Genomic DNA, 20187 nt, shown 5'->3' with positions numbered 1-20187 from the left:
ATGGGGCTGGCCTTTCGGGCTTTCAAGTCCGCTGCCGGGCCGCCGTAGGAGGAGTGAGAGGTTTTTGTTTCGCCGGGTCTGCGCGTGTGAGGCTACGGCGGTGTGTTTGTGCTGGCTGGTCTTCCGAGGAGGATGGTATGGCAACGAAACCTGAGCAGACTGTGGCGGATCTGCAGAAGAAAAATCTGGCGGCAGCAATGAAGCTGGCCCAGCTTTCCATCGAGAATTCACAGCGCATCCTGCAATTGCAGGTGGATGTGGCGCGCGATATTTTTGATGATGGCGTGGCCAGCGCGAAAACGCTGGCGCAGGTCAAATCGCCGCAGGACGCGATGGAAATGCGCTCGCGCTACGCCCAGCAGGCGGCCGAGAAGATGTTTGCCTGTAGCCGCACGATTGCTGAAATCACGGCGGATATGCAGGCCCAGATGGGCAAGATGGTCAGCGACCAGCTCAATACCGGCGGACAGGAAATGTTCGACGCCATGCAGCAGATGCTGCAAGGCATGCCGTTGAACAGCCACGCCGCTGCCGAAGCCCTGCAACACACCTTCGACAATGCACGCAAGACGCTGGAACAGGTCTCCAAGGCCTCGACCGACGCGTTTGCCAGCTTTGCGCAGATGCCGGGCAAGAAATAGGCGCTGCCGGGTGGCGAACGCCGGGTTTCGGCCCGGCCTGCGGATGAGCCTGAAGACCCGCGCCTGGCGGGTCTCTTCAGCATGCCTCTCTGTAGATCCTTGCTGAATGCCCCTGTGCAGAACGGGTGTCTGTAGACGCCCGCCAGAAGCGGTTCTTCAGCTTGCCGGAGGGGTGGCTGTGCGCAACACCTGCCGTGCAGCGGCAAGGCCCGAGCGTACGGCGGCCTCAATGGTCGCCGGGTAGGGTGAATCCACGTAATCACCGGCCAGCAGCAGGTTTTTGACTGGCGTGATGCCCAGCGGGCGGATCACCCCCGGGCGGCAGGCGAAAGTCGCACGCTTCTCGGTGATCACCTGGCTCCAGCGCGGTGCCTTCAGGCTCTTGTGCGGGAACAGGGCTTCCACCGCCTGATGCGCCTGCAGGCCGATCTCTTCACGCGAGAGTTCCGTGTGCGGCCCGCTCGCCGAAATCACGCCCGCCAGCAGGCCTTTTTCGCCGGTGCTTTGCCCTTTGTCGAAGAGCCACTGCACGATCGAGCCGGAGAGCTGGACCATCGGCTCGGGCAGGCGCACGTCTTCGTCGTAGGCCAGATACACCGAGGTGATGGGCTCGTGCGGCAGGGCGTCAATCTGGCCACGCAGATAGGTCAGCTCGGCAAAGTCGCCGAGCAGGCTGCTCACGTGATAAGGCGCCGTCGCCACAATCACGTGGCTGAAATGCGAACCCTCGATGGGGTCGCCCTCCAGGAAGAAGCGTCCGTCAACCTGGCTCACCCGCTTGATCGGGTTTGCCGTGTGAATCACCGTGCCGTTCATGCCCAGATACACGCCTGCCTGCACCGGCAGCAGCTCGGTCAGATCCACGCGCGGAATCAGCATTTCGGAGGCCGACGCCGAGGCTCCCACCGAATCGCGCAGCACATTCGCAAACACCTGGGCCGACGCCTCTTCGGGTGGCGTGTTCAGCGCCGCTACGCACAGCTGATGCCACATCAGCTCGCGCAGGATCGGCGTCTGGCGCGTGCGATCCAGCAACTCGCTGACCGGGTAGTCCTCTCCCAGTCTCCAGTTGCACTTCTTCAGAAAGCGGATCAGGCGCAGCGCCGCGAAGCGGTCCGCCCAGCTCAGTTCGTGGCTTTGCAGCAAGCCCAGCGCCAGATGAAAAGGCGCCGGCAGATTCGCCGCACGCAAGGTCAGCCGCCCCGGCACATGCAGCACGAAGGGCAGGGCCAGCAGGCGCTTGGGATTTACCTTCAGGAAGCGCAGCAGCTTGAGTGTTTCGGTGTAGGCGCCGAGCAGGATGTGCTGGCCGTTATCCAGCCGGTAGCCATCCTTCTCGACCACCCTGGCGCGCCCGCCCATTACGCGCGAGGATTCGAATACGGTCACGTCCAGCCCCGCGCGGGTCAGCTCGACGGCGGCGGCCAGGCCGGCATAGCCGGCGCCGATGATGGCGATGCGTGGCATGGTTTGTGGACTAACTTCCACTTTGCTTGGCTTTCCTTGCATTTTTTGGCGGGATTTTTTGCGCAAGCACTTTTAGTTTTTCGCCATGCAAATATACGGTTTCAACAAGGTGCTCGGCTATGTCCATCAAGCAATAAATATCATCTTTACTTGGTCTGAATCCTCTGTGGATTGCAGCATGTCCGGCTTCGAGAGTTGTTTCGACTCTTTCCCTTTGAACGCTCGAGATGAGGCCTTTGGTTACAAAAGCGTTCAGATTTTGGGCGAAGGTTCCTTGATCCCCGGTTTCAGAAATCATCATTGTTTCGATTAGTGCGCGGATGCCCATTGCGGCTAGTCTTCGCTGATCGTTTCGCAGCGCAAGGTAGATTTCCTTGAGCAGCGGTTCAACAAATGTATTTGTTCTAGGTAACTTTTCCCATATATCTGGAAGCCATGTTGGTTCCGGACGGACTGTCGCCGGTGGGAAATAGGTGACGTTTGACTCGTCGGGGAAGTCCGAGCATTCAGCTGTATGGCGAAGCTTTATTTCGGAACATCCTAAGCACTTGAGCGTCTCGTAGCGATCAGCCCCCCAGATTCCTGCTTCGTCGCTTCCCCAGTCGAGGCTTTCCCGATGAAGGATTTTGTGGTTCCTGTCCCCACCGCATTTATTGCAGTGCGCGAGAGAGTTTTCCATGTCTAGCTCTTAACCCACGCCTTCACCGCCAGCCACAGCTTGCGGATCGGAGTCAGAGAAACACGGTGGGTCAGCACGCGGCAACCGTCGGCTTCGACTTCGCGCAGGGTCTGGCGGTAGATCGCCGCCATGATCAGGCCGGCGCGCTGGCTCTTGCGGTCTTCCTTCGGCAGCAGGGCGAGCGCCTGGTCGTAGTATTTCTGCGCACGTTCGATCTGGAAGGCGATCAGGCGCTGGAAATTTTCGCTGTCGCGGGCGTCGAGCAGATCCTTGGCCGGCACGTTGAAGCGCTCCAACTCATCTACCGGCAGGTAGATGCGGCCGCGGCGGGCGTCTTCGCCCACGTCGCGGATGATGTTGGTGAGCTGGAAGGCGATGCCCAGATCATGGGCATATTTCAGCGTCTGGCGGTTGGTGTAGCCGAAGATCTCTGCGGCGAGCAGGCCCACCACGCTGGCCACGCGATAGCAGTAGAGCTGCAGCGCCTTGAAATCGGCGTAGCGCGCCTGTTCCAGGTCCATCTGCATGCCGTCGATGATTTCCAGCAGCTGTTCCTGCGGCAGGCGGAAATCCTTGACCACCTGTTTCAAGGCCTGGCCGACCGGGTGCTCGGGTGTGCCGGCGTAGATGGCCGCCGTTTCACCGCGCCACCAGTCGAGCTGGCGGGCGGCGACTTCCGGGTCGTGCGTTTCGTCCACCACGTCATCCACCTCGCGGCAGAAGGCGTAGAGCGCGGTGATGGCGCGCCGGCGCTCCGGCGTGAGGAAGCGGAAGCTGTAGTAAAAGCTCGAACCGCTGGCGGCGGCCTTCTGTTCGCAGTATTCGTCGGGGCTCATTGTCTATTCATCCTTATCGCTCGCAGCACAAGCCGCAGCCAGTCCAGCTTGCCCAGTACCGGGCGGTGTTTGAACACATCGTAATCGGCGGCTTCGATCTGCTCCAGAATCCGCAGTCCGCCTTGCACCACCAGACGCAGCTCCCAGCCGACGCGGCCGGGCAGGGCCGTGGCGAGCGGGGCGCCTTCCAGCATCATGGCACGGGCGCGTTGCACTTCATGCTGCATCAGGGCGCGGAATGCAGCATCGACCGTGCCGGCCGCGATCTGTGCTTCGCTCACGCCAAAGCGCACAAGGCTGTCCTGCGGCAGATAGACACGGTCTTTCGCCCAGTCCACGCCCACGTCCTGCCAGAAATTGATGATCTGCAAGGCTGAGCAGATGAGATCCGAGCGGCGCAGATTCTCCGGCGTGGCTTCGCCATACAGGTGCAGCAGCAGGCGGCCGACCGGGTTTGCCGAGCGGCGGCAGTAATCGAGCACGTCCGGAAAATCCGCGTAGCGTTTCTTCACCACATCCTGCGCGAAGGCGTCGAGCAGGTCGCGCAGGAGCTGGATCGGCAGGCTCCACTCACGCACATTGCGGGCCAGTCGGCTGAACATCGCATCGGATGGCGTGCCGCCCGCCTCGATCACGTCCAGCTCGCGCTGATACGCGGCCAGTCCGGCGAGGCGAGCCTCGTTCGTGGCATAGCCTTCGTCGGCAATGTCATCGGCACTGCGGGCGAAGGCGTAGATGGCTTCCACCGGCTCGCGCAAGCGGCGGGGCAGCAGGACGGAGGCGACGGGAAAGTTCTCGTAATGATCGACGGGCATAAGGGCTGTGAGTATACCGGCGCCGGGCGCTCGCAGGCGCCCGTGCTGCGCTATAATCCGCGCTCCTTTCGGCACGGACTCTGGTTCTGTGGTCGATGGGCCGGAGTGGCGAAATTGGTAGACGCACCAGATTTAGGTTCTGGCGTAGCAATACGTGGGGGTTCGAGTCCCTTCTCCGGCACCACGGGCAAACAAGGGCTTTCAGCGATGAAAGCCCTTTTGCTTTCTGCCCGCCCGGAGCATTCCGTGTGCTGCATGGCCGGTTTTTGCCGGAGCTCACGCCAAAAGGGGTAGGGTCCCGGTAAAGCCTGCCTGCCTGACATACGTTCAGGAGACGCATTGCCGGGGAGACCCACGTGGAATTCAAGGACTATTACCAGACGCTGGGCGTAAGTCGCACGGCGTCTGCCGACGAGATCAAGAAGGCCTTCCGCAAGCTGGCGCGCAAGTATCACCCGGATGTTTCGAAGGAACCGGACGCAGAGCGCCGCATGCAGGAGGTCAACGAGGCCAATGCCGTGCTCTCGGATACCGAGAAGCGCGCAGCCTACGATCAGCTTGGCAGTGCCCCGCCACCAGGGCAGGAGTTCCGCCCGCCGCCGGGCTGGGACGCCGGTTTCGAATTCTCCAATCGTGGTTTCTCATCCGGCGAGGCGGCGGATTACAGTGATTTCTTCTCCGAACTCTTCGGGCGCATGGGCGGCGCTCCGCGGGCCCGGCAAGGCCATGGCGGCAGCGGCAGCCTGCGCGGTGAAGATCATCATGCCAAGGTCGTATTCGACCTAGAGGATACCTTTGCCGGTGCAACCCGGCAGATTTCCTTGCGGGTGCCCCGGCTTGACGAGCAAGGCCGCGTACGGCTCGTCAGCCGTACGCTGAATGTGCGGATTCCGCAGGGCGTGCATGAGGGGCAGGTGATCCGGCTGGCCGGGCAGGGCGGGCCGGGCATCGGTGGCGCGCCTGCCGGTGATCTGCTGCTGGAGGTGCATTTCAAGCCGCATGCTCGGCTGCGCGTGGAAGGCCGCGAACTGCATCTGACACTCCCCGTGACTCCTTGGGAGGCCGCACTGGGGGCGATCGTTAGCGTGCACCTGCCGGGCAGCGAACTGAAAGTGCGGATCCCTCCGAATTCCCAGAGCGGGCGTCAGTTGCGCGTGCGTGGACGCGGTATTCCCGCCAGCCCGCCGGGCGATCTGCTGCTCAACATTCAGGTCGTGCTACCGCCGGCAGATAGTCCGCAGGCAAGAAAGGTCTATGAAGACATGGCGCGCGATCTGGCTTTCGACCCGCGTCAGGAGGTGCGCTCATGAGCACGCATGATGATGAAGTCCTGATCGGCTGCTTGCTGGATGATTCCTGGCTCACGCTGGAACAGGTGGCGGCTGCTTGCACCGTGGAGCCGAACTGGCTGATCCTGCGCATCGAGGAAGGTCTGTTTCCCCGTGTGGAAAGCATTGCTGGGACATGGCGCCTCTCTAGTGCCTGCCTGTTGCGTGCCCGGCGCATGCATCAGCTCGAACGCGACTTTGACGCCGGCCCGGAGCTGGCCGCGCTGGTGGCCGACATGATGGAAGAGATGGACGTGCTGCGCGCACGTGTGCATCAACCGTAGTAAGGATGATGCACAGCACGTGCCCGGAGAGCCTTGCCCGGCGGCTCTCTTCAGACAGACCTGCTCCAGAAGCTTGTTCGGTGCAGGTCTTGAGCTGAAACGCCTTGTCAGGCGAGGCTCCCCAGGTGTTCCCAAGATGCCCCGGTCCAGCAGGGCCGGATTCATCCAGACACCGTCGGTGTTTGGGGAACAAAAGCCGGAAAAACAAGGCGTGCGCGACAGGTTGATACTACCTGCGCGCACAGACGTCCCGCACGAAGGGATGAGAACACGAAGTGATCATCCACTGGTCACGAACGCGCCCGGCCCATCCCGTCCCGATTGCTATGCTGAAGCATGAATCCCCACGGCATGCACATCGCGCAGCAATCGCCCGAGGCCGCCCTGGCGGCGCTCGGCAGTTCTGCACAGGGTTTGAGTGCTGCGGAGGCGGCGCGGCGGCTGGCGGAGTTCGGGCCGAATCAGGTTACTGCGGTGGCGCGCGAGCCGCTGTGGCTGACGCTGGCCCGTGAGTTCTCGCATTTCTTTGCGCTGATCCTGTGGCTGGCAGCGGGGCTGGCGTTCTTTGCCGAGCGCTTTCAGCCTGGCGAGGGCATGGCCACGCTGGGCTGGGCGATTGTCGGGGTGATTCTCGTCAATGGTGCGTTTTCGTTCTGGCAGAGCTATCGCGCCGAGCAGGCGCTGGCGGCCTTGCGCGAGCTCTTGCCACAGCAGGTGGAGGTGAAACGCGGCGGCATGACGCTGACGCTGCCTGCCTCCGCGCTGGTGCCGGGCGATATCGTGCTGCTGGCCGAAGGTGCGAAAGTGCCGGCGGATTGCCGGGTAATTGAGGCCTGGAGCCTGCGCGTGAATCTGGCCACGCTGACCGGCGAGTCTTACCCCAAGGCGCGCGAGGCGGCGGCTGACACCAACGCCGATCCGCTCGCAGCGCGCAACCTGCTGCTGGCTGGCACGCTGGTGGTGGCAGGCGAATGCACGGCGCTGGTGTTTGCCACCGGCATGCGCACCGAATTCGGCCACATTGCGCATCTGACGCAATCGGCCGGCGAAGCCGAGTCGCCCCTGCAGCGGGAGATTCGCCGTGTGTCACGCATCGTGGCGCTGCTCGCGCTGGGGCTGGGCGTGGGCTTCTTTGCCATCGGCCAGTGGGTCGGCCTGCTGTTCTGGGCAAACTTCATGTTTGCCATCGGCATCATCGTGGCCAATGTGCCGGAAGGCATGCTGCCAACGGTGACGCTGGCTCTCGCGCTGGCAACCCAGCGCATGGCGAAGCGGAATGCGCTGGTGCGTCATCTGCCTGCGGTGGAAACGCTGGGCAGCGCGACGGTGATTCTCACCGACAAGACCGGCACGCTCACGCAGAACCGCATGGTGGTGCGGGAGGTCTTTGTGGTGGGCCGTCACCATCTGGCGGCAAAGCACTGGCCGCGCAGTGACGACCGGCATCTGCGAGCGGTGGCGCGCTTCTGCCAAAGCCTGAAATTCCCGGCGGGCGTGCCGGTGGGCGACCCGATGGAAATAGCCCTGTGGACTTTTGCTGGCGAGCTGCCCGAGGCCGGGCAGCGGGTGAGCGAGATTCCCTTCGACAGCGAACGGCGGCGCATGTCGGTGATCACCCGGCACCCGGATGGCAGTGGTGATTTGTGGTGCAAGGGGGCGCCGGAGTCCGTGCTGCCGCTGTGCACGGCCTGGATGCAGGGCGACGCGGTGTTGCCGCTGGATGAGGCGGCACGCCGGATGTTCGAGCAGGCGCAGAACGACATGGCTGACCGGGGCCTGCGTGTGCTGGCCTGTGCCTGGCGGCAACTGGATAAAACCGAGGCAGAGGGCATGCCTGCAGACGAAGGCGGCATGCGGCTGTGCGGGCTGGTCGGGCTGGAAGACCCGCCACGCCCCGATGTGCATGAGGCGGTGCACCGCTGCCACGGTGCTGGTCTGCGGGTGATCATGGTGACCGGCGACCATCCGCACACCGCGCTGGCCATTGGCCGCGAGATTGACATGATCCACTCTACGCAGCCGCTGGTGCTGACCGGCGAGGCGGTGCGCGCGATGAGCCCGGCGAGCCTGCAGCTGGCGCTGGAGGCGCCGGAGATCCTGTTCGCGCGGGTCACGGCCGAGCAGAAGATGCTGATCGTGCAGGCCTTTCAGCGCAAGGGCGAGATCGTCGCAGTGACCGGCGACGGCGTGAACGACGCGCCAGCATTGAAGACCGCCGATATCGGCATCGCGATGGGCCTCTCCGGCACGGATGTGGCGCGCGAGGCGGCCGACATCGTGCTGCTGGACGATCACTTCGCCACCATCGTCAATGCCATCGAAGAGGGGCGCGCGGTGTTCGAAAACATCCGCAAGTTCCTCACCTACATCCTGACCTCCAACATCCCGGAGATCGTGCCTTATCTGGCTTTCGTGCTGGCGCGCATCCCGCTGCCGCTGACGGTGATCCAGATCCTTGCCGTCGATCTGGGCACCGACATGCTGCCCGCACTCGCGCTGGGTGCCGAGCCGCCGCATGCCGAGGTGATGAACCGGCCACCGCGCGCGCGTGGCGAGCGTCTGCTGTCCTGGCCGCTGCTGGCGCGCGCCTACCTGTTTCTCGGCCCACTGGAGGCACTCGGTGCGATGGCGGCTTTCTTCTTCGTGCTGCAGGGCGCCGGCTGGCAGTACGGCGAGCTGCTCGCGGCGCACGATCCGCTGTATCTGCAGGCGACAACGGCGTGCCTGGCGGCGATCGTGCTCGCGCAGATGGTCAACGTGTTTGTCTGCCGTGACCCGCAACTGCCGCTGTGGCGATTCCCGCTTTTCGGCAATCGCCTGCTGCTGGCCGGGCTCGTGCTGGAGCTCACGTTGCTGCTGGTGATCGTGTATACGCCCTGGGGCAATGCGCTCTTCGGTACTGCGCCGCTGGCGGCAGCGGTGTGGTGGTACGTGCTGCCGTTTGCTGTGCTGCTCGGGTTACTGGAGGAGGCGCGCAAGGCCTGGGTGAGGCTCTGGCTGAAGAGCCGCTCCCGGCGGGCATCTTCAGGCAGCATTCCCTGAACGCTAGGCGCCACGCCGCTCTGCCGGCAGGATGGCTGGAGAGGTCCGCCAGATGCGGCTCTTCAGTCAGCTCAGTTGGCCGATCCGCCCAGCGCGAGGCTTAGCGTGGCGTGGCTGGCGAACTGGTTGTAACGGTTGTCGGCCAGCGCGGCTTCGGCGCTGCGGCGTGACTGCTGCGAATCCAGCCAGGTCTGCAGCGGAATGCTGCCGGCGCGGTAGCGGAGCTCGTTGATCTTCTCGGCAGCCTGGGCGGCGGCGAAGGATTTTTCGAGCTGCTCGCCTTGCAATACATACTGGCGGCGGGCAGAAAGGGCGTTCTCCACATCGCCCAGCGCGGTGTAAAGCGTCTGGCGGAATTCGACGACGGCCAGATCGTAATCCGCCCTGGCGATGCCATTCTTCAGCTTCATCTCCTTGTATTGCAGGAAGGGCAGGGCCAGATCGGTCGCCAGTGCGGCGACCGGGTTGTTGAGCACCTGGCGCAAGGTCGTGCTGCTGCTGCCGAGCGAACCGGTCAGGCTCAGGCTCGGGTAATAGCTGGTGCGGGTTGCGTCGCCCGTGGCCAGGGTGCTGCGCAGGCGCAGCTCGGTGGCGCGCAGGTCGGGGCGATTGCCGAGCAGTGCGGCGGGCAGACCGGCGGCGACTTCCGGCAGGGCGCCGGCGGGCAGGTTTTGCGGTTCTTCGAAGCGCCGCTGCGGTGCGCCGTCAAAGAGCAGGGCGAAGGCGGTGCGAGCTTCCTCGCGTTGCTGTTCAAGCTGGGTAGCGCTGGCGCGCTGGCTGGCGAGATCCTGCTCGGTCTGCAGCACGTCGAGTTTCGACACGGCTCCGGCGGCGAGCTTGTTCTGCGCCAGCAGCAGCGTGCGTTCGGCATAGGCGATGTTCTGCGCCGAGAGGGCGATGCGCTGGTTCAGCCAGGCAAGCTTCCAGTACAGGGTGGCGGTGCTGCCGGTCAGCGACAGGGCGCTTGCTTCGCGGTCCTGCGCGGTGGCCTGGGCTTCCCATTGGGCGGCGTCGCGGGCGTGGCCGAGATGGCCCCAGAGGTCGGCCTCCCAGCTCAGGGCGGCGCGCGCGCTGTTGCTGCGGGTGATCGTGCCACCGTTCTTCAGCGTCCGGCTCTGCGTGTTGCCGAGGCTGGCGCTTGCGGCCGGCAGCAGGGCGTCTTCGGCCAGGCCAGCGTTGAGCTGGGCGCGGCGGAGCTTGATCGCGGCGGCGGCGAGGTTGGTGTTTCGGGTCAGCGCCTCGTCGATCAGGGTGTTCAGCTGCGCGTCATTGAACGCCGACCACCATTGTGCGGGCGCCGTGCTGCCTGGCGTGGCGCTGTGTGACCACGCGGCGGGAGTGTCGGCGGCCGGGGTGGCGTAGTCGCTGCGGGTCAGGCTGGCGCAGCCGGCAAACAGCGTGGCGGCGAGCAGGAGGGGGAGGAGGCGGAGTGTGTGGCGTGAGTTGAGCATGGTCATTCCCGTGCCAGCGCATCGACAGGGTCGAGGCGGGCGGCGTTGCGTGCCGGCATGAAACCGAAAATCAGGCCGATCAGGGTGGAGCAGGCGAAGGCCGCGGCAATCGCTGCTGTCGAGTAGATCATCTGGAAGCTCGGGGCGAACTCGGTGACGACGAGGCCGACGCCACGCGCCAGCAGCACGCCGAGCACGCCGCCAGCGAGGCAGACCAGCACGGCCTCGATCAGGAACTGCTGCATGATGTCGCCCTGCCGTGCGCCGACCGCCATGCGCACGCCGATCTCGCGAGTCCGCTCGGTGACCGACACCAGCATGATGTTCATCACCCCGATGCCGCCGACGATCAAGGAAATGACCGCGATGGATGAAATCAGCAAGGTCATCGTGGCGGTGGTTTTCTCGATGGTCTGGCGCACGCTGTCGGAGTTGAATAAGTAGAAATCCTCGCGGCCGTGGCGCAGCAGCATCAGTTTCTTGATGCCCTGCTCGGCGGCGGCGGTGGAGACACCATCATTCATCCGCACGGTAATGCTGCGCAGGTTGTACTGGCCGAGGATGCGGCTCTGAGCGGTGGTGTAGGGCACCCACACGTTGAGGGCATCGTTGTTGCCGAAGCCGCTGTCCTTCTTTTTTGTCACACCGACGATGCGCGCCGGCAGGCTGCCGAGCAGGAGTACCTTGCCCACGACTTTGCGCTCGTTTGCGAAGATGGCCTTGCGGGTGTTCTCGTCGATCACCACGTCCTGGGCCAGTTCGCTTTCGCTCTGCTGGTCGAAAGCGCTGCCCTCGGCGAATTCCAGACCACGCACGCGGAAATACTGGTAACCCACGCCAGTCACCGTGCCGGTGGCGGAAACATTGTCGTAGCGCAGGGTCTTGGAACTCGATATCTGCGGCGTCACGCTGTCGACGTAAGCCTGCCCGGCGAGAGCATCGGCGTCGGCCGAAACCAGTGTGCGCACGGCTCCCGAACGTGTGTCACCGAAGCCGGCGCCGGGATACACATCGATGGTGTTGGTCCCCATTCCGCTGATGTCCTTGAGGATGCTGGCCTGGGTGCCCTGGCCCAGCGCCACCACCGAGACCACCGAGGCGATGCCGATGATGATGCCGAGCATGGTCAGGAAGGTGCGCATGCGGTGGGCTGCCATGGCAACCAGCGCCATGCGCAGGGCCTCGCCGAGGCGGTCGCGCAGGGCCAGCCAGGGGCGGGCGGTGCGGGTGGCTTCGGCGGGCTTGTGTGCCGGAGCCACCGGTGAGGTGCTCGTGCTGCGGTCTGCCGTGATGCGTCCGTCGCTGATCTCGATGATGCGCTGGGCGTTGCTGGCGACCTGCATGTCGTGGGTCACGATGATGATGGTGTGGCCTTCGGCGTGCAGCTCCTTGAGCACGGCCATGACTTCCTGGCCGCTGTGCGTATCCAGTGCACCGGTCGGCTCGTCGGCGAGGATCACCTGGCCGCCGTTCATCAGGGCGCGGGCAATCGAGACGCGCTGCTGCTGGCCGCCGGAGAGCTGGCCGGGGCGGTGATGCAGGCGCTCGCCCATGCCCAGACGCTCAAGGATCTGCCGGGCGCGGGCGTGCCGTTCCTGACGGTCCTTGCCGGCATAGATCGCGGGGATTTCGACGTTGCCCTGCGCATTCAGATCAGCCAGCAGGTGGTAGCGCTGGAAGATGAAACCGAAATGTTCGCGGCGCAGTTCGGCCAGTTCGTCCGGCTCCAGACTGCCGGTTTCGCGGCCGGCGACGCGGTAACTGCCTTCGGAGGGGCGATCCAGACAGCCGAGGATGTTCATCAGCGTGGATTTGCCGGAGCCCGAGGCGCCGACGATGGCAACCATTTCGCCGGTCTGGATCGTCAGGTTGACGTGGTCGAGTACCCGCAGCGTGGCTTCGCCGGCCGGGTAGTCGCGACACAGGTCGCGCAATTCAAGAAGGGGTGTGCTCATGCTGATAGCCCGGGTGTGCTCAGGGTGTGCCGCAAAATGAAAGGGTGTGAAACGAAGCGGTTCTGTCGAGGCGCTGCTGCGCAGCCAGACGCTTTTTCCGGACATCCTCTTACATCGGTGGCGGGCCCATGCGGCGGCGCGTGGTGCTGGTTGGGGTGTCGGCGGTGGCTTCGCCGAGCACGACCTGGTCACCCTCGCTCAAGCCTTCCAGTACCTGGGCGCTGGTCTTGTTGTTGATGCCGATCTTGATCCGGCGTTCTTCAGGCGTGCCGTTTGCGCCGAGCACCCGCACCAGGTAGCTGCCGTCGCGGTCACGTTCGCCAAGCGCTGCCGAGGGAATGCTGAGGGCTTTCTCGGCTTCGGCCAGAACGATGTAAACCTGGGTGGTCATCGAGATGCGCAGCTTGTCATCCGGGTTGGCAATGTCCAGCAGGCCGTTGTAATAGATCGCGGTGCTGGTCGAACTGCTGCTCGTCGAGCTGCTGGTCGTCGAGTCGGTGCTGATCGAGTCCGGCGCCGGTTCGACTGCGCGCAGGGTGGTCCTGTAGCGTTTGCGGGGCTCGCCGAGAATCGTGAAATACACCTTCTGGCCGGGCTTGACCCGGGTGACGTCGGCTTCCGAGATCTGCGCCTTGACTGTTACCGTGTCCATGCGCGCGAGCTTGATGATCGTCGGCGTGCTCTGGTTGGCATTCACGGTCTGGCCTTCCTGCGTGATGAGGGCGACCACCGTGCCATCCATGGGCGCAACGATGCGGGTATAGCCAAGATTGATCCGGGCGGTGTCGACGCTGACCTTGCTTTGCGCGATCTGGGCTTCGAGCGCCTTGATCTCGGCGCGGGTGGCATTCAGGGTGGCTTCGGCCGCCTCGAAGCTCTCGTGCGAGCCGGCATCCTGGCTGAGCAGTTGCTCGGCGCGTTTGAAGGCGAGTTCGGCCTGTTTCAGCGTGGCCTGTTTGGCGGCGAGTTGCGCCGTGATGTTCTGCAGCGCGGCTTCGGCGTTGCGCAAGGTGTTCTGCTGGGTCAGGGATTCGATCTCGGCGATCAGGTCTCCGGCATGCACCTTGTCACCCAGTTTCACTGCCAGACGCTTGATCTGACCGGAAACCTGGGCACCGACGCTCACCTGCTTGAATGCCTGCACGGTACCGGTGGCGAGAACGGAGTCTTCCAGATCAGCCAGCGCAACAGGAGCGGTCAGGTAAGACGGTTTTTCCGGCGGTGCCAGAAACCTGTAAGCCCCCGCCAGCAAGGCGGCCAGAACGATGAGTGCCAGCGCTACATTGCGCAGGCTGAACCAGGATTTCTTGGTGGATACCATGATGGGCGGCCTCTGCTTTGGCGAGGCGGTGTCGGAAAGGATGATTGGCATTCTCCGCCTGCGCCGGTAAAGCGGGGTCAGCGGACCGTAAAGTTGCGTAAGCACTTGGTAAGGGAAGTCAAAATACCTGAAGACTCTCCGGAAAGGGGCATGTGGCGGACTTCTTCAGCATGCCGTGACGGAGAGGCTCATGGATTCTCGATTTGCGGCAGATCGTGCTGAAGAAGGCCGCCAGTAGCGGCTGTTCAGGGTAGAGAATTCAAGTTTCATCCGTTTTCTACTGGACCTGGTGGAAGACCAGGCACGGTTGCACGCCGACTGTGTCGTAAAGCCTGCAAGGCTGTTTCGTGCCTGTCCGGTTTGGTGCAGGCGCATACCTGAGCTTCGGGCGAAGAGGTGGTTTGTGGTAGCATCGCCGGTTTGTTAGTTTTCTAGCCGGGGCGCCTCTGCAGCGCTGCGAATACGGGGTGTGCCGCAACAGGCGGCGTGTTCTTTCGCTGGATGGCCCCACCGTTCTGAACCAAGGAAATTCCGCATGCAAACCAATGAAGTGACGCTTGGCGCGCTCGAGCGCCGCATCGATGTATCTGTCTCTCAGGCCGAGTTTGAAACGCAGGTTGCTGCGCGCCTCAAGCATCTGGGCCGCACCGTGAAGATGGCGGGTTTTCGTCCCGGCAAGGTGCCGACCAAGATGGTCGAGCAATCCTACGGCCCCCAGGTACGCAACGAGGTGCTGGGTGAGGCGGTTGAAGTCGCGTTCAATCGCGCTGTGCAGGAACAGAAATTGCGTGTTGCTGGCTATCCGAACATCGAACCGAAGGTGACTTCGGCTGAAGGCGTGATGGAATTCGTGGCCACGTTTGAAGTTTTCCCGGAAGTGGTGGTGGGCGACCTGTCGGCTGCCGAGCTGGAGCGTCCGGTGCTGGCTGTAGGCGACGCTGAAGTCGACCGCACCATCGAAGTGCTGCGCAAGCAGCGTACGGCGTATGCCAAGGCCGAGCGTGCTTCGCAGGAAGGCGACCGCGTGCTGATCGACTTCACCGGCCGCAAGGATGGCGAGATTTTTGAAGGCGGCCAGGCAAGCGATTTCTCGGTGGTGGTTGGCGGCGGCCAGATGCTGCCGGATTTCGATGCAGCGCTGCGTGGCCTGAATGTCGGTGACAGCAAGACTTTCGATCTGACCTTCCCGGCGGAATACCACGCCAAGAATCTGGCGGGTCAGACGGTGCAGTTTGAAATCACGCTGAAGGGCGTGGAAGCCCCGATCCTGCCGGAAGTGGATGCCACTTTCGCTCAGGCGCTGGGTGTGGCTGACGGCAATATCGACACGATGCGCGCCGAGATCAAGGCGAATCTGGAGCGTGAAGTGGCACGTCGCATTCGTGCTCGTGTGCGCGACCAGGCGCTGGAAGTACTGTCGAAGTCGGCAACTTTCGAAGTACCCAAGGCGCTGGTGGATGGCGAGTCCGGCCGCATGGCTGAAGCCGCCAAGCAGGATCTGGCGCAACGCGGCGTGGATGTGAAGAACGTGCCGGTGGAAAAGGGCTGGTTTACCGAACAGGCTGCTTCACGCGTCAAGCTGGGCCTGCTGGTGGCTGAAATCGTCGGCAAGCATGATCTGCAAGCCAAGCCCGAGCAGGTGCGCGCCCGTGTGGATGACATGGCTCAGACCTACGAACAGCCGTCGGAAGTGGTGCGCTGGTATTACTCCAAGCCGGAAAACCTGCGCGACATCCAGGATGCCGTGGTGGAAGACAACGTGGTCGAATGGGTGCTGGGACAGGCAAAGGTCAGCGAAAAGGTGTTTACTTTTGAAGAGCTGATGGAGCAAGGCCAGCAGGCCTGATGAGTGGTGGTGCCGGCGCAGGCCGGCACCGTTTGCAATACTGATGGAGAGCGCTTTGAAATTCTCGAACACACAGCATTCTGATTGGGATCCGGTCGGCCTCGGCCTGGTACCGATGGTGGTGGAGCAAAGCGGTCGTGGCGAACGCTCCTACGACATCTATTCGCGCCTGCTCAAGGAGCGCGTGGTATTTCTGGTCGGGCCGGTCAATGACGTGACGGCCAACCTGATCGTGGCGCAATTGCTGTTCCTGGAGTCCGAAAATCCGGACAAGGACATCTATTTCTACATCAATTCGCCGGGCGGATCGGTGACTGCCGGCATGTCGATCTACGACACCATGCAGTTCATCAAACCCAATGTGAGCACCCTGTGCATTGGTCAGGCGGCCAGCATGGGCGCCTTTCTGCTGGCGGCCGGCGAGAAGGGCAAGCGTTTCTCGCTGCCGAATTCGCGGATCATGATTCACCAGCCGCTGGGCGGTTTTCAGGGGCAGGCTTCGGATATCGAGATCCACGCCCGTGAAATCCTGTCATTGCGTGCCAAACTGAACGATATGCTGGCGCATCACACCGGCCAGCCGGTGGAGCGTATCGAAAAGGATACGGACCGCGATAACTTCATGTCAGCCGCTGAAGCGCAGGCTTATGGTCTGATCGACAAGGTGTTGACCAGCCGCGCTGACGTGGCCTGATCGACTCAATTTTTCAAGGAAGGCTGAATATGACGGACAAAAAGTCTGGCAGCGAAAAGCTGCTCTACTGTTCGTTCTGCGGCAAGAGCCAGCACGAAGTTCGCAAGCTGATCGCAGGGCCCTCCGTATTCATCTGCGATGAGTGCATTGACCTGTGCAACGACATCATTCGCGATGAAATCGGCGGCGATGCCGCTGCGCGCCTGGACAAGGGCGATCTGCCTTCGCCCAAGGAAATCGCCGAGATTCTCGATCAGTACGTGATTGGCCAGAAACCGGCCAAGCGCATCCTGGCCGTGGCGGTCTACAACCACTACAAGCGCCTGCGCCATCAATCGCGCACCGCTGATGACGTGGAACTGGCCAAGAGCAACATCCTGCTGATCGGACCGACCGGTTCCGGCAAGACGCTGCTTGCGCAGACGCTGGCGCGATTGCTTAATGTGCCGTTCGTGATGGCCGATGCGACCACCCTGACCGAAGCCGGTTACGTGGGGGAAGACGTCGAGAACATCATCCAGAAACTGCTGCAGAAGTGCGACTACGACGTCGAAAAAGCGCAGCAAGGCATTGTGTACATCGACGAAATCGACAAGATCTCGCGCAAATCCGACAACCCCTCGATCACTCGTGACGTGTCGGGCGAAGGCGTGCAGCAGGCGCTGCTTAAGCTGATCGAAGGCACGGTGGCTTCGGTTCCGCCGCAAGGCGGGCGCAAACATCCGAATCAGGATTTCGTGCAGGTCGATACGGCCAACATCCTGTTCATCTGCGGCGGTGCTTTTGATGGTCTGGAAAAGGTCATCCGCAACCGTACCGAGACAGTCGGCATCGGTTTCGGTGCCGAGGTGCGCAGCAAGAACGACAGCAAGGTTTCCGAAACCCTGCGTCAGTGCGAGCCGGAAGATCTGATCAAATTCGGTCTGATCCCCGAATTCATCGGTCGCTTGCCGGTAGTCGCCACCCTGCAGGAGCTGGATGAAGATGCGCTGATCCAGATCCTGATCGAGCCGAAGAACGCACTGGTCAAGCAATACGCCAAGCTCTTCTCGATGGAAGGCGTGGAACTGGAAGTGCGACCTGCCGCCCTGCAGGCGATTGCCAAGCGCGCCATCAAGCGCAAGGCCGGAGCGCGCGGTCTGCGTTCCATCCTTGAACAGGTGCTGCTCGACATCATGTACGAGCTGCCGAGCATGGAAAACGTGGAAAAGGTCGTCATCGACGAAAATACCATTGATTCCGGCGCGCAGCCCTTGCTGATCTACGCGGATCAGCCGAAGGTGGCAGGCTCCAACTGAGGTTCGGGATTCTTGCCCCGACAGGCTTGAATCCCGTTTCCCAGCCCCAATGTAGTGTGGGTCAGCTCATCAGGAAATAACATGTCAAACAAGCCCGAACTCCCCCCCGAGAGCATTGAACTGCCCCTGTTGCCACTGCGCGACGTGGTGGTGTTCCCGCATATGGTGATCCCGCTCTTCGTGGGTCGCCCCAAATCCATCAAGGCGCTGGAAACAGCGATGGAATCCGGCAAGAGCATCCTGCTGGTGGCACAGAAATCGGCTGCCAAGGATGAGCCCTCAGCCGAAGACGTCTACGACATCGGTTGCGTCGCCAACATCCTGCAGATGCTCAAGCTGCCCGATGGCACGGTCAAGGTGCTGGTTGAAGGCACCCAGCGCGCCCATGTGGACAAGGTGGAAGACCAGAAAACGCTGTTCGTGGCACAGGTCACGCCGATTGCTGGCGATGAAAAAGGCACGCACGAGATCGAAGCGATGCGTCGCGCGATCATCAGCCAGTTTGACCAGTACGTAAAACTGAACAAGAAGATCCCGCCCGAGATTCTGACTTCCCTGGCGGGGATCGAAGAGGCTGGCCGCCTGGCTGACACCATTGCCGCGCACCTGCCGCTCAAGCTTGAACAGAAGCAGGCCGTGCTGGAATTGTTCAATGTCGGCGAGCGCCTGGAGCGTCTGCTGGCCCAGCTCGAAACCGAACTCGACATCCTGCAGGTGGAAAAGCGCATCCGTGGCCGCGTCAAGCGCCAGATGGAGAAGAGCCAGCGCGAGTACTACCTGAACGAACAGGTCAAGGCGATCCAGAAGGAACTCGGCGAGGGCGAAGAGGGGGCCGATCTCGAAGAGCTGGAAAAGAAGATCAAGGCTGGCGGTCTGTCCAAGGAAGCCCTGGCCAAGGCCCAGAGCGAGCTGAAGAAGCTCAAGCTGATGTCGCCCATGTCGGCTGAAGCCACGGTGGTGCGCAACTTCATTGAAACGCTGACCGGCCTGCCCTGGAAGAAGAAGTCCCGCATCAGCAAGGATCTGGCTGAAGCCCAGAAAGTGCTGGACCGCGACCACTTCGGTCTCGACAAGGTCAAGGAACGCATCCTGGAATATCTGGCCGTGCAGCAACGCGTGGACAAGCTCAAGGCGCCGATCCTGTGTCTGGTCGGACCTCCTGGCGTGGGCAAGACCTCGCTCGGCCAGTCGATTGCCAAGGCCACCAATCGCAAGTTCGTGCGCATGTCGCTGGGTGGCGTGCGTGACGAAGCCGAGATCCGTGGCCACCGCCGTACCTACATCGGTTCCATGCCGGGCAAGATCCTGCAGAACATGACCAAGGTGGCGGTGCGTAACCCGTTGTTCCTGCTCGACGAAGTCGACAAGATGGGCGCAGATTTTCGCGGCGACCCGTCTTCGGCCCTGCTTGAAGTGCTGGACCCGGAGCAGAACTCGACTTTCGTCGATCACTACATCGAGGTGGAATACGATCTCTCCGAAGTGATGTTCGTGGCGACTGCCAACTCGTTCAACATTCCGGCTCCGCTGCTGGACCGGATGGAAATCATCCGTCTCTCCGGCTACACGGAAGACGAGAAGGTGCACATCGCCCAGCGTTATCTGCTGCCCAAGCAGATGAAAAACAACGGAGTGAAGCCCAACGAGTTGACGGTGACCGAAGAAGCGGTGCGCGACATCATCCGCTACTACAGCCGTGAAGCCGGCGTGCGTTCGCTTGAGCGCGAGGTTTCGCGCATCTGCCGCAAGGTGGTGAAGGCGCTGGTGCTGAAGAAGCGCGAGAGCAAGGTCATCGTCAATGCCAAGAATCTCGACAAGTATCTGGGCGTGCGCCGCTACTCCTTCGGCATGGCCGAGAAGGACAATCAGGTCGGTCAGGTAACAGGGCTGGCGTGGACCGAGGTTGGCGGTGAGCTGCTGACTATCGAAGCAGTGAACCTGCCGGGCAAGGGCAAGATCATTACCACCGGCAAACTCGGTGATGTGATGCAGGAGTCCATCCAGGCGGCGCTGTCAGTCGTGCGCAAGCGCGCCAGCCAGCTGGGGATTGCGGCAGATTTTCACTCCAAGAGTGATCTGCACATTCACTTGCCGGAAGGGGCGACTCCCAAGGATGGCCCTTCGGCGGGCATTGCCATCGCAACCGCGCTGGTCTCTGTGCTGACGGGTATTCCGGTGCGTGCTGATGTGGCCATGACGGGCGAGATCACCCTGCGCGGCGAGGTACTGCCGATTGGCGGCCTCAAGGAGAAGCTGCTCGCCGCCGTGCGCGGTGGGATTCGCAAGGCCCTGATTCCGCAGGAAAACGTCAAGGATCTGGCGGATATGCCGCCGGATCTCAAGGATCGCATCGAGATCATCCCGGTCAAATGGTTTGATCAGGTGCTTGAGTACACCCTTGAGCGTGCTCCGGAGCCTTTGCCCGAAACGACCGAAGTGGCCGCCGCAGCTCCGTTGCCGGTTGAAGCGGATGCGGATGAAGGCAATAACGGCCTGATCAAGCACTGATCGGACGTCAAAGGGGGAGCGC

The 20187-nt window shown here is 62.6% G+C and carries 15 protein-coding genes and 1 tRNA gene; 9 read left to right on the top strand and 7 right to left on the bottom strand.

Annotated elements, in window-relative coordinates; all coding sequences use genetic code 11:
* Positions 1-137: 137 nt before the first annotated feature.
* Positions 138-641: a phasin family protein gene (locus tag Q9Q94_RS08730; protein WP_305979674.1), complete on the top strand. Its 504-nt coding sequence runs from the start codon at positions 138-140 to the stop codon at positions 639-641.
* A gap of 156 nt (positions 642-797) precedes the next feature.
* Here Q9Q94_RS08730 and hpnE read toward each other — a convergent pair whose 3' ends face one another.
* From hpnE to hpnC, 4 genes are read right to left on the bottom strand one after another with little or no spacing between them, the layout of a single operon-like run.
* Positions 798-2129, bottom strand: coding sequence for a hydroxysqualene dehydroxylase HpnE (gene hpnE, locus Q9Q94_RS08725; protein ID WP_371929835.1), 1332 nt, complete (start codon positions 2127-2129; stop codon positions 798-800).
* On the bottom strand, positions 2119-2787 hold the full coding sequence (locus tag Q9Q94_RS08720; RefSeq protein WP_305979673.1) for a DUF4145 domain-containing protein: 669 nt from the start codon (positions 2785-2787) through the stop codon (positions 2119-2121). Before Q9Q94_RS08720 ends, hpnE begins: the two co-directional genes overlap by 11 nt.
* Positions 2788-2789: 2 nt before the next feature.
* Positions 2790-3623, bottom strand: coding sequence for a presqualene diphosphate synthase HpnD (gene hpnD, locus Q9Q94_RS08715; protein ID WP_305979672.1), 834 nt, complete (start codon positions 3621-3623; stop codon positions 2790-2792).
* On the bottom strand, positions 3620-4438 hold the full coding sequence (gene hpnC, locus Q9Q94_RS08710) for a squalene synthase HpnC (protein ID WP_305979671.1): 819 nt from the start codon (positions 4436-4438) through the stop codon (positions 3620-3622). The genes hpnD and hpnC overlap by 4 nt, the downstream gene beginning before the upstream one ends.
* A gap of 99 nt (positions 4439-4537) precedes the next feature.
* Between hpnC and Q9Q94_RS08705 the strand changes: the two genes are divergently transcribed.
* The 4 genes from Q9Q94_RS08705 (at position 4538) to Q9Q94_RS08690 (ending at position 9092) form a co-directional block, all read left to right on the top strand.
* A tRNA-Leu gene (locus Q9Q94_RS08705) sits at positions 4538-4622 on the top strand.
* Positions 4623-4794: 172 nt separating this feature from the next.
* On the top strand, positions 4795-5748 hold the full coding sequence (locus Q9Q94_RS08700) for a DnaJ C-terminal domain-containing protein (RefSeq protein ID WP_305979670.1): 954 nt from the start codon (positions 4795-4797) through the stop codon (positions 5746-5748).
* Complete coding sequence (locus Q9Q94_RS08695) at positions 5745-6050, top strand: chaperone modulator CbpM (RefSeq protein WP_305979669.1); 306 nt, start codon at positions 5745-5747, stop codon at positions 6048-6050. Before Q9Q94_RS08700 ends, Q9Q94_RS08695 begins: the two co-directional genes overlap by 4 nt.
* Before the next feature lie 336 nt (positions 6051-6386).
* Positions 6387-9092: a cation-transporting P-type ATPase gene (locus Q9Q94_RS08690; protein ID WP_305979668.1), complete on the top strand. Its 2706-nt coding sequence runs from the start codon at positions 6387-6389 to the stop codon at positions 9090-9092.
* A gap of 71 nt (positions 9093-9163) precedes the next feature.
* Here the strand turns inward: Q9Q94_RS08690 and Q9Q94_RS08685 are convergent, their stop codons facing one another.
* From Q9Q94_RS08685 to Q9Q94_RS08675, 3 genes are all read right to left on the bottom strand, one after another.
* Positions 9164-10543 (bottom strand): efflux transporter outer membrane subunit, encoded by a 1380-nt coding sequence (locus tag Q9Q94_RS08685; RefSeq protein WP_305979667.1) that lies wholly within the window; start codon positions 10541-10543, stop codon positions 9164-9166.
* Between the two features lie 2 nt (positions 10544-10545).
* On the bottom strand, positions 10546-12498 hold the full coding sequence (locus Q9Q94_RS08680; protein ID WP_305979666.1) for a MacB family efflux pump subunit: 1953 nt from the start codon (positions 12496-12498) through the stop codon (positions 10546-10548).
* Between the two features lie 109 nt (positions 12499-12607).
* Positions 12608-13870: an efflux RND transporter periplasmic adaptor subunit gene (locus Q9Q94_RS08675; protein WP_305979665.1), complete on the bottom strand. Its 1263-nt coding sequence runs from the start codon at positions 13868-13870 to the stop codon at positions 12608-12610.
* 484 nt (positions 13871-14354) lie between these two features.
* Between Q9Q94_RS08675 and tig the strand changes: the two genes are divergently transcribed.
* From tig to lon, 4 genes are all read left to right on the top strand, one after another.
* Positions 14355-15665 carry a trigger factor gene (gene tig / locus Q9Q94_RS08670; protein WP_305979664.1) on the top strand — a complete coding sequence of 437 codons (1311 nt, stop codon included), beginning with the start codon at positions 14355-14357 and terminating at the stop codon, positions 15663-15665.
* 115 nt (positions 15666-15780) lie between these two features.
* On the top strand, positions 15781-16359 hold the full coding sequence (gene clpP, locus Q9Q94_RS08665; protein WP_305980272.1) for an ATP-dependent Clp endopeptidase proteolytic subunit ClpP: 579 nt from the start codon (positions 15781-15783) through the stop codon (positions 16357-16359).
* A 29-nt stretch (positions 16360-16388) separates the two neighbouring features.
* Complete coding sequence (gene clpX, locus Q9Q94_RS08660) at positions 16389-17657, top strand: ATP-dependent Clp protease ATP-binding subunit ClpX (protein WP_305979663.1); 1269 nt, start codon at positions 16389-16391, stop codon at positions 17655-17657.
* Between the two features lie 81 nt (positions 17658-17738).
* A complete protein-coding gene (gene lon / locus Q9Q94_RS08655; protein WP_305979662.1) occupies positions 17739-20165 on the top strand; it encodes an endopeptidase La in 2427 nt (808 codons plus the stop codon).
* The last annotated feature ends 22 nt before the right edge of the window (positions 20166-20187 follow it).

Origin of the sequence: Uliginosibacterium sp. 31-16 (assembly GCF_030730865.1) — a bacterium.
Lineage (GTDB): Bacteria > Pseudomonadota > Gammaproteobacteria > Burkholderiales > Rhodocyclaceae > Uliginosibacterium.
Note: the sequence above shows the minus strand (reverse complement) of the source record. Positions and strands in the feature narration are given on the sequence as shown.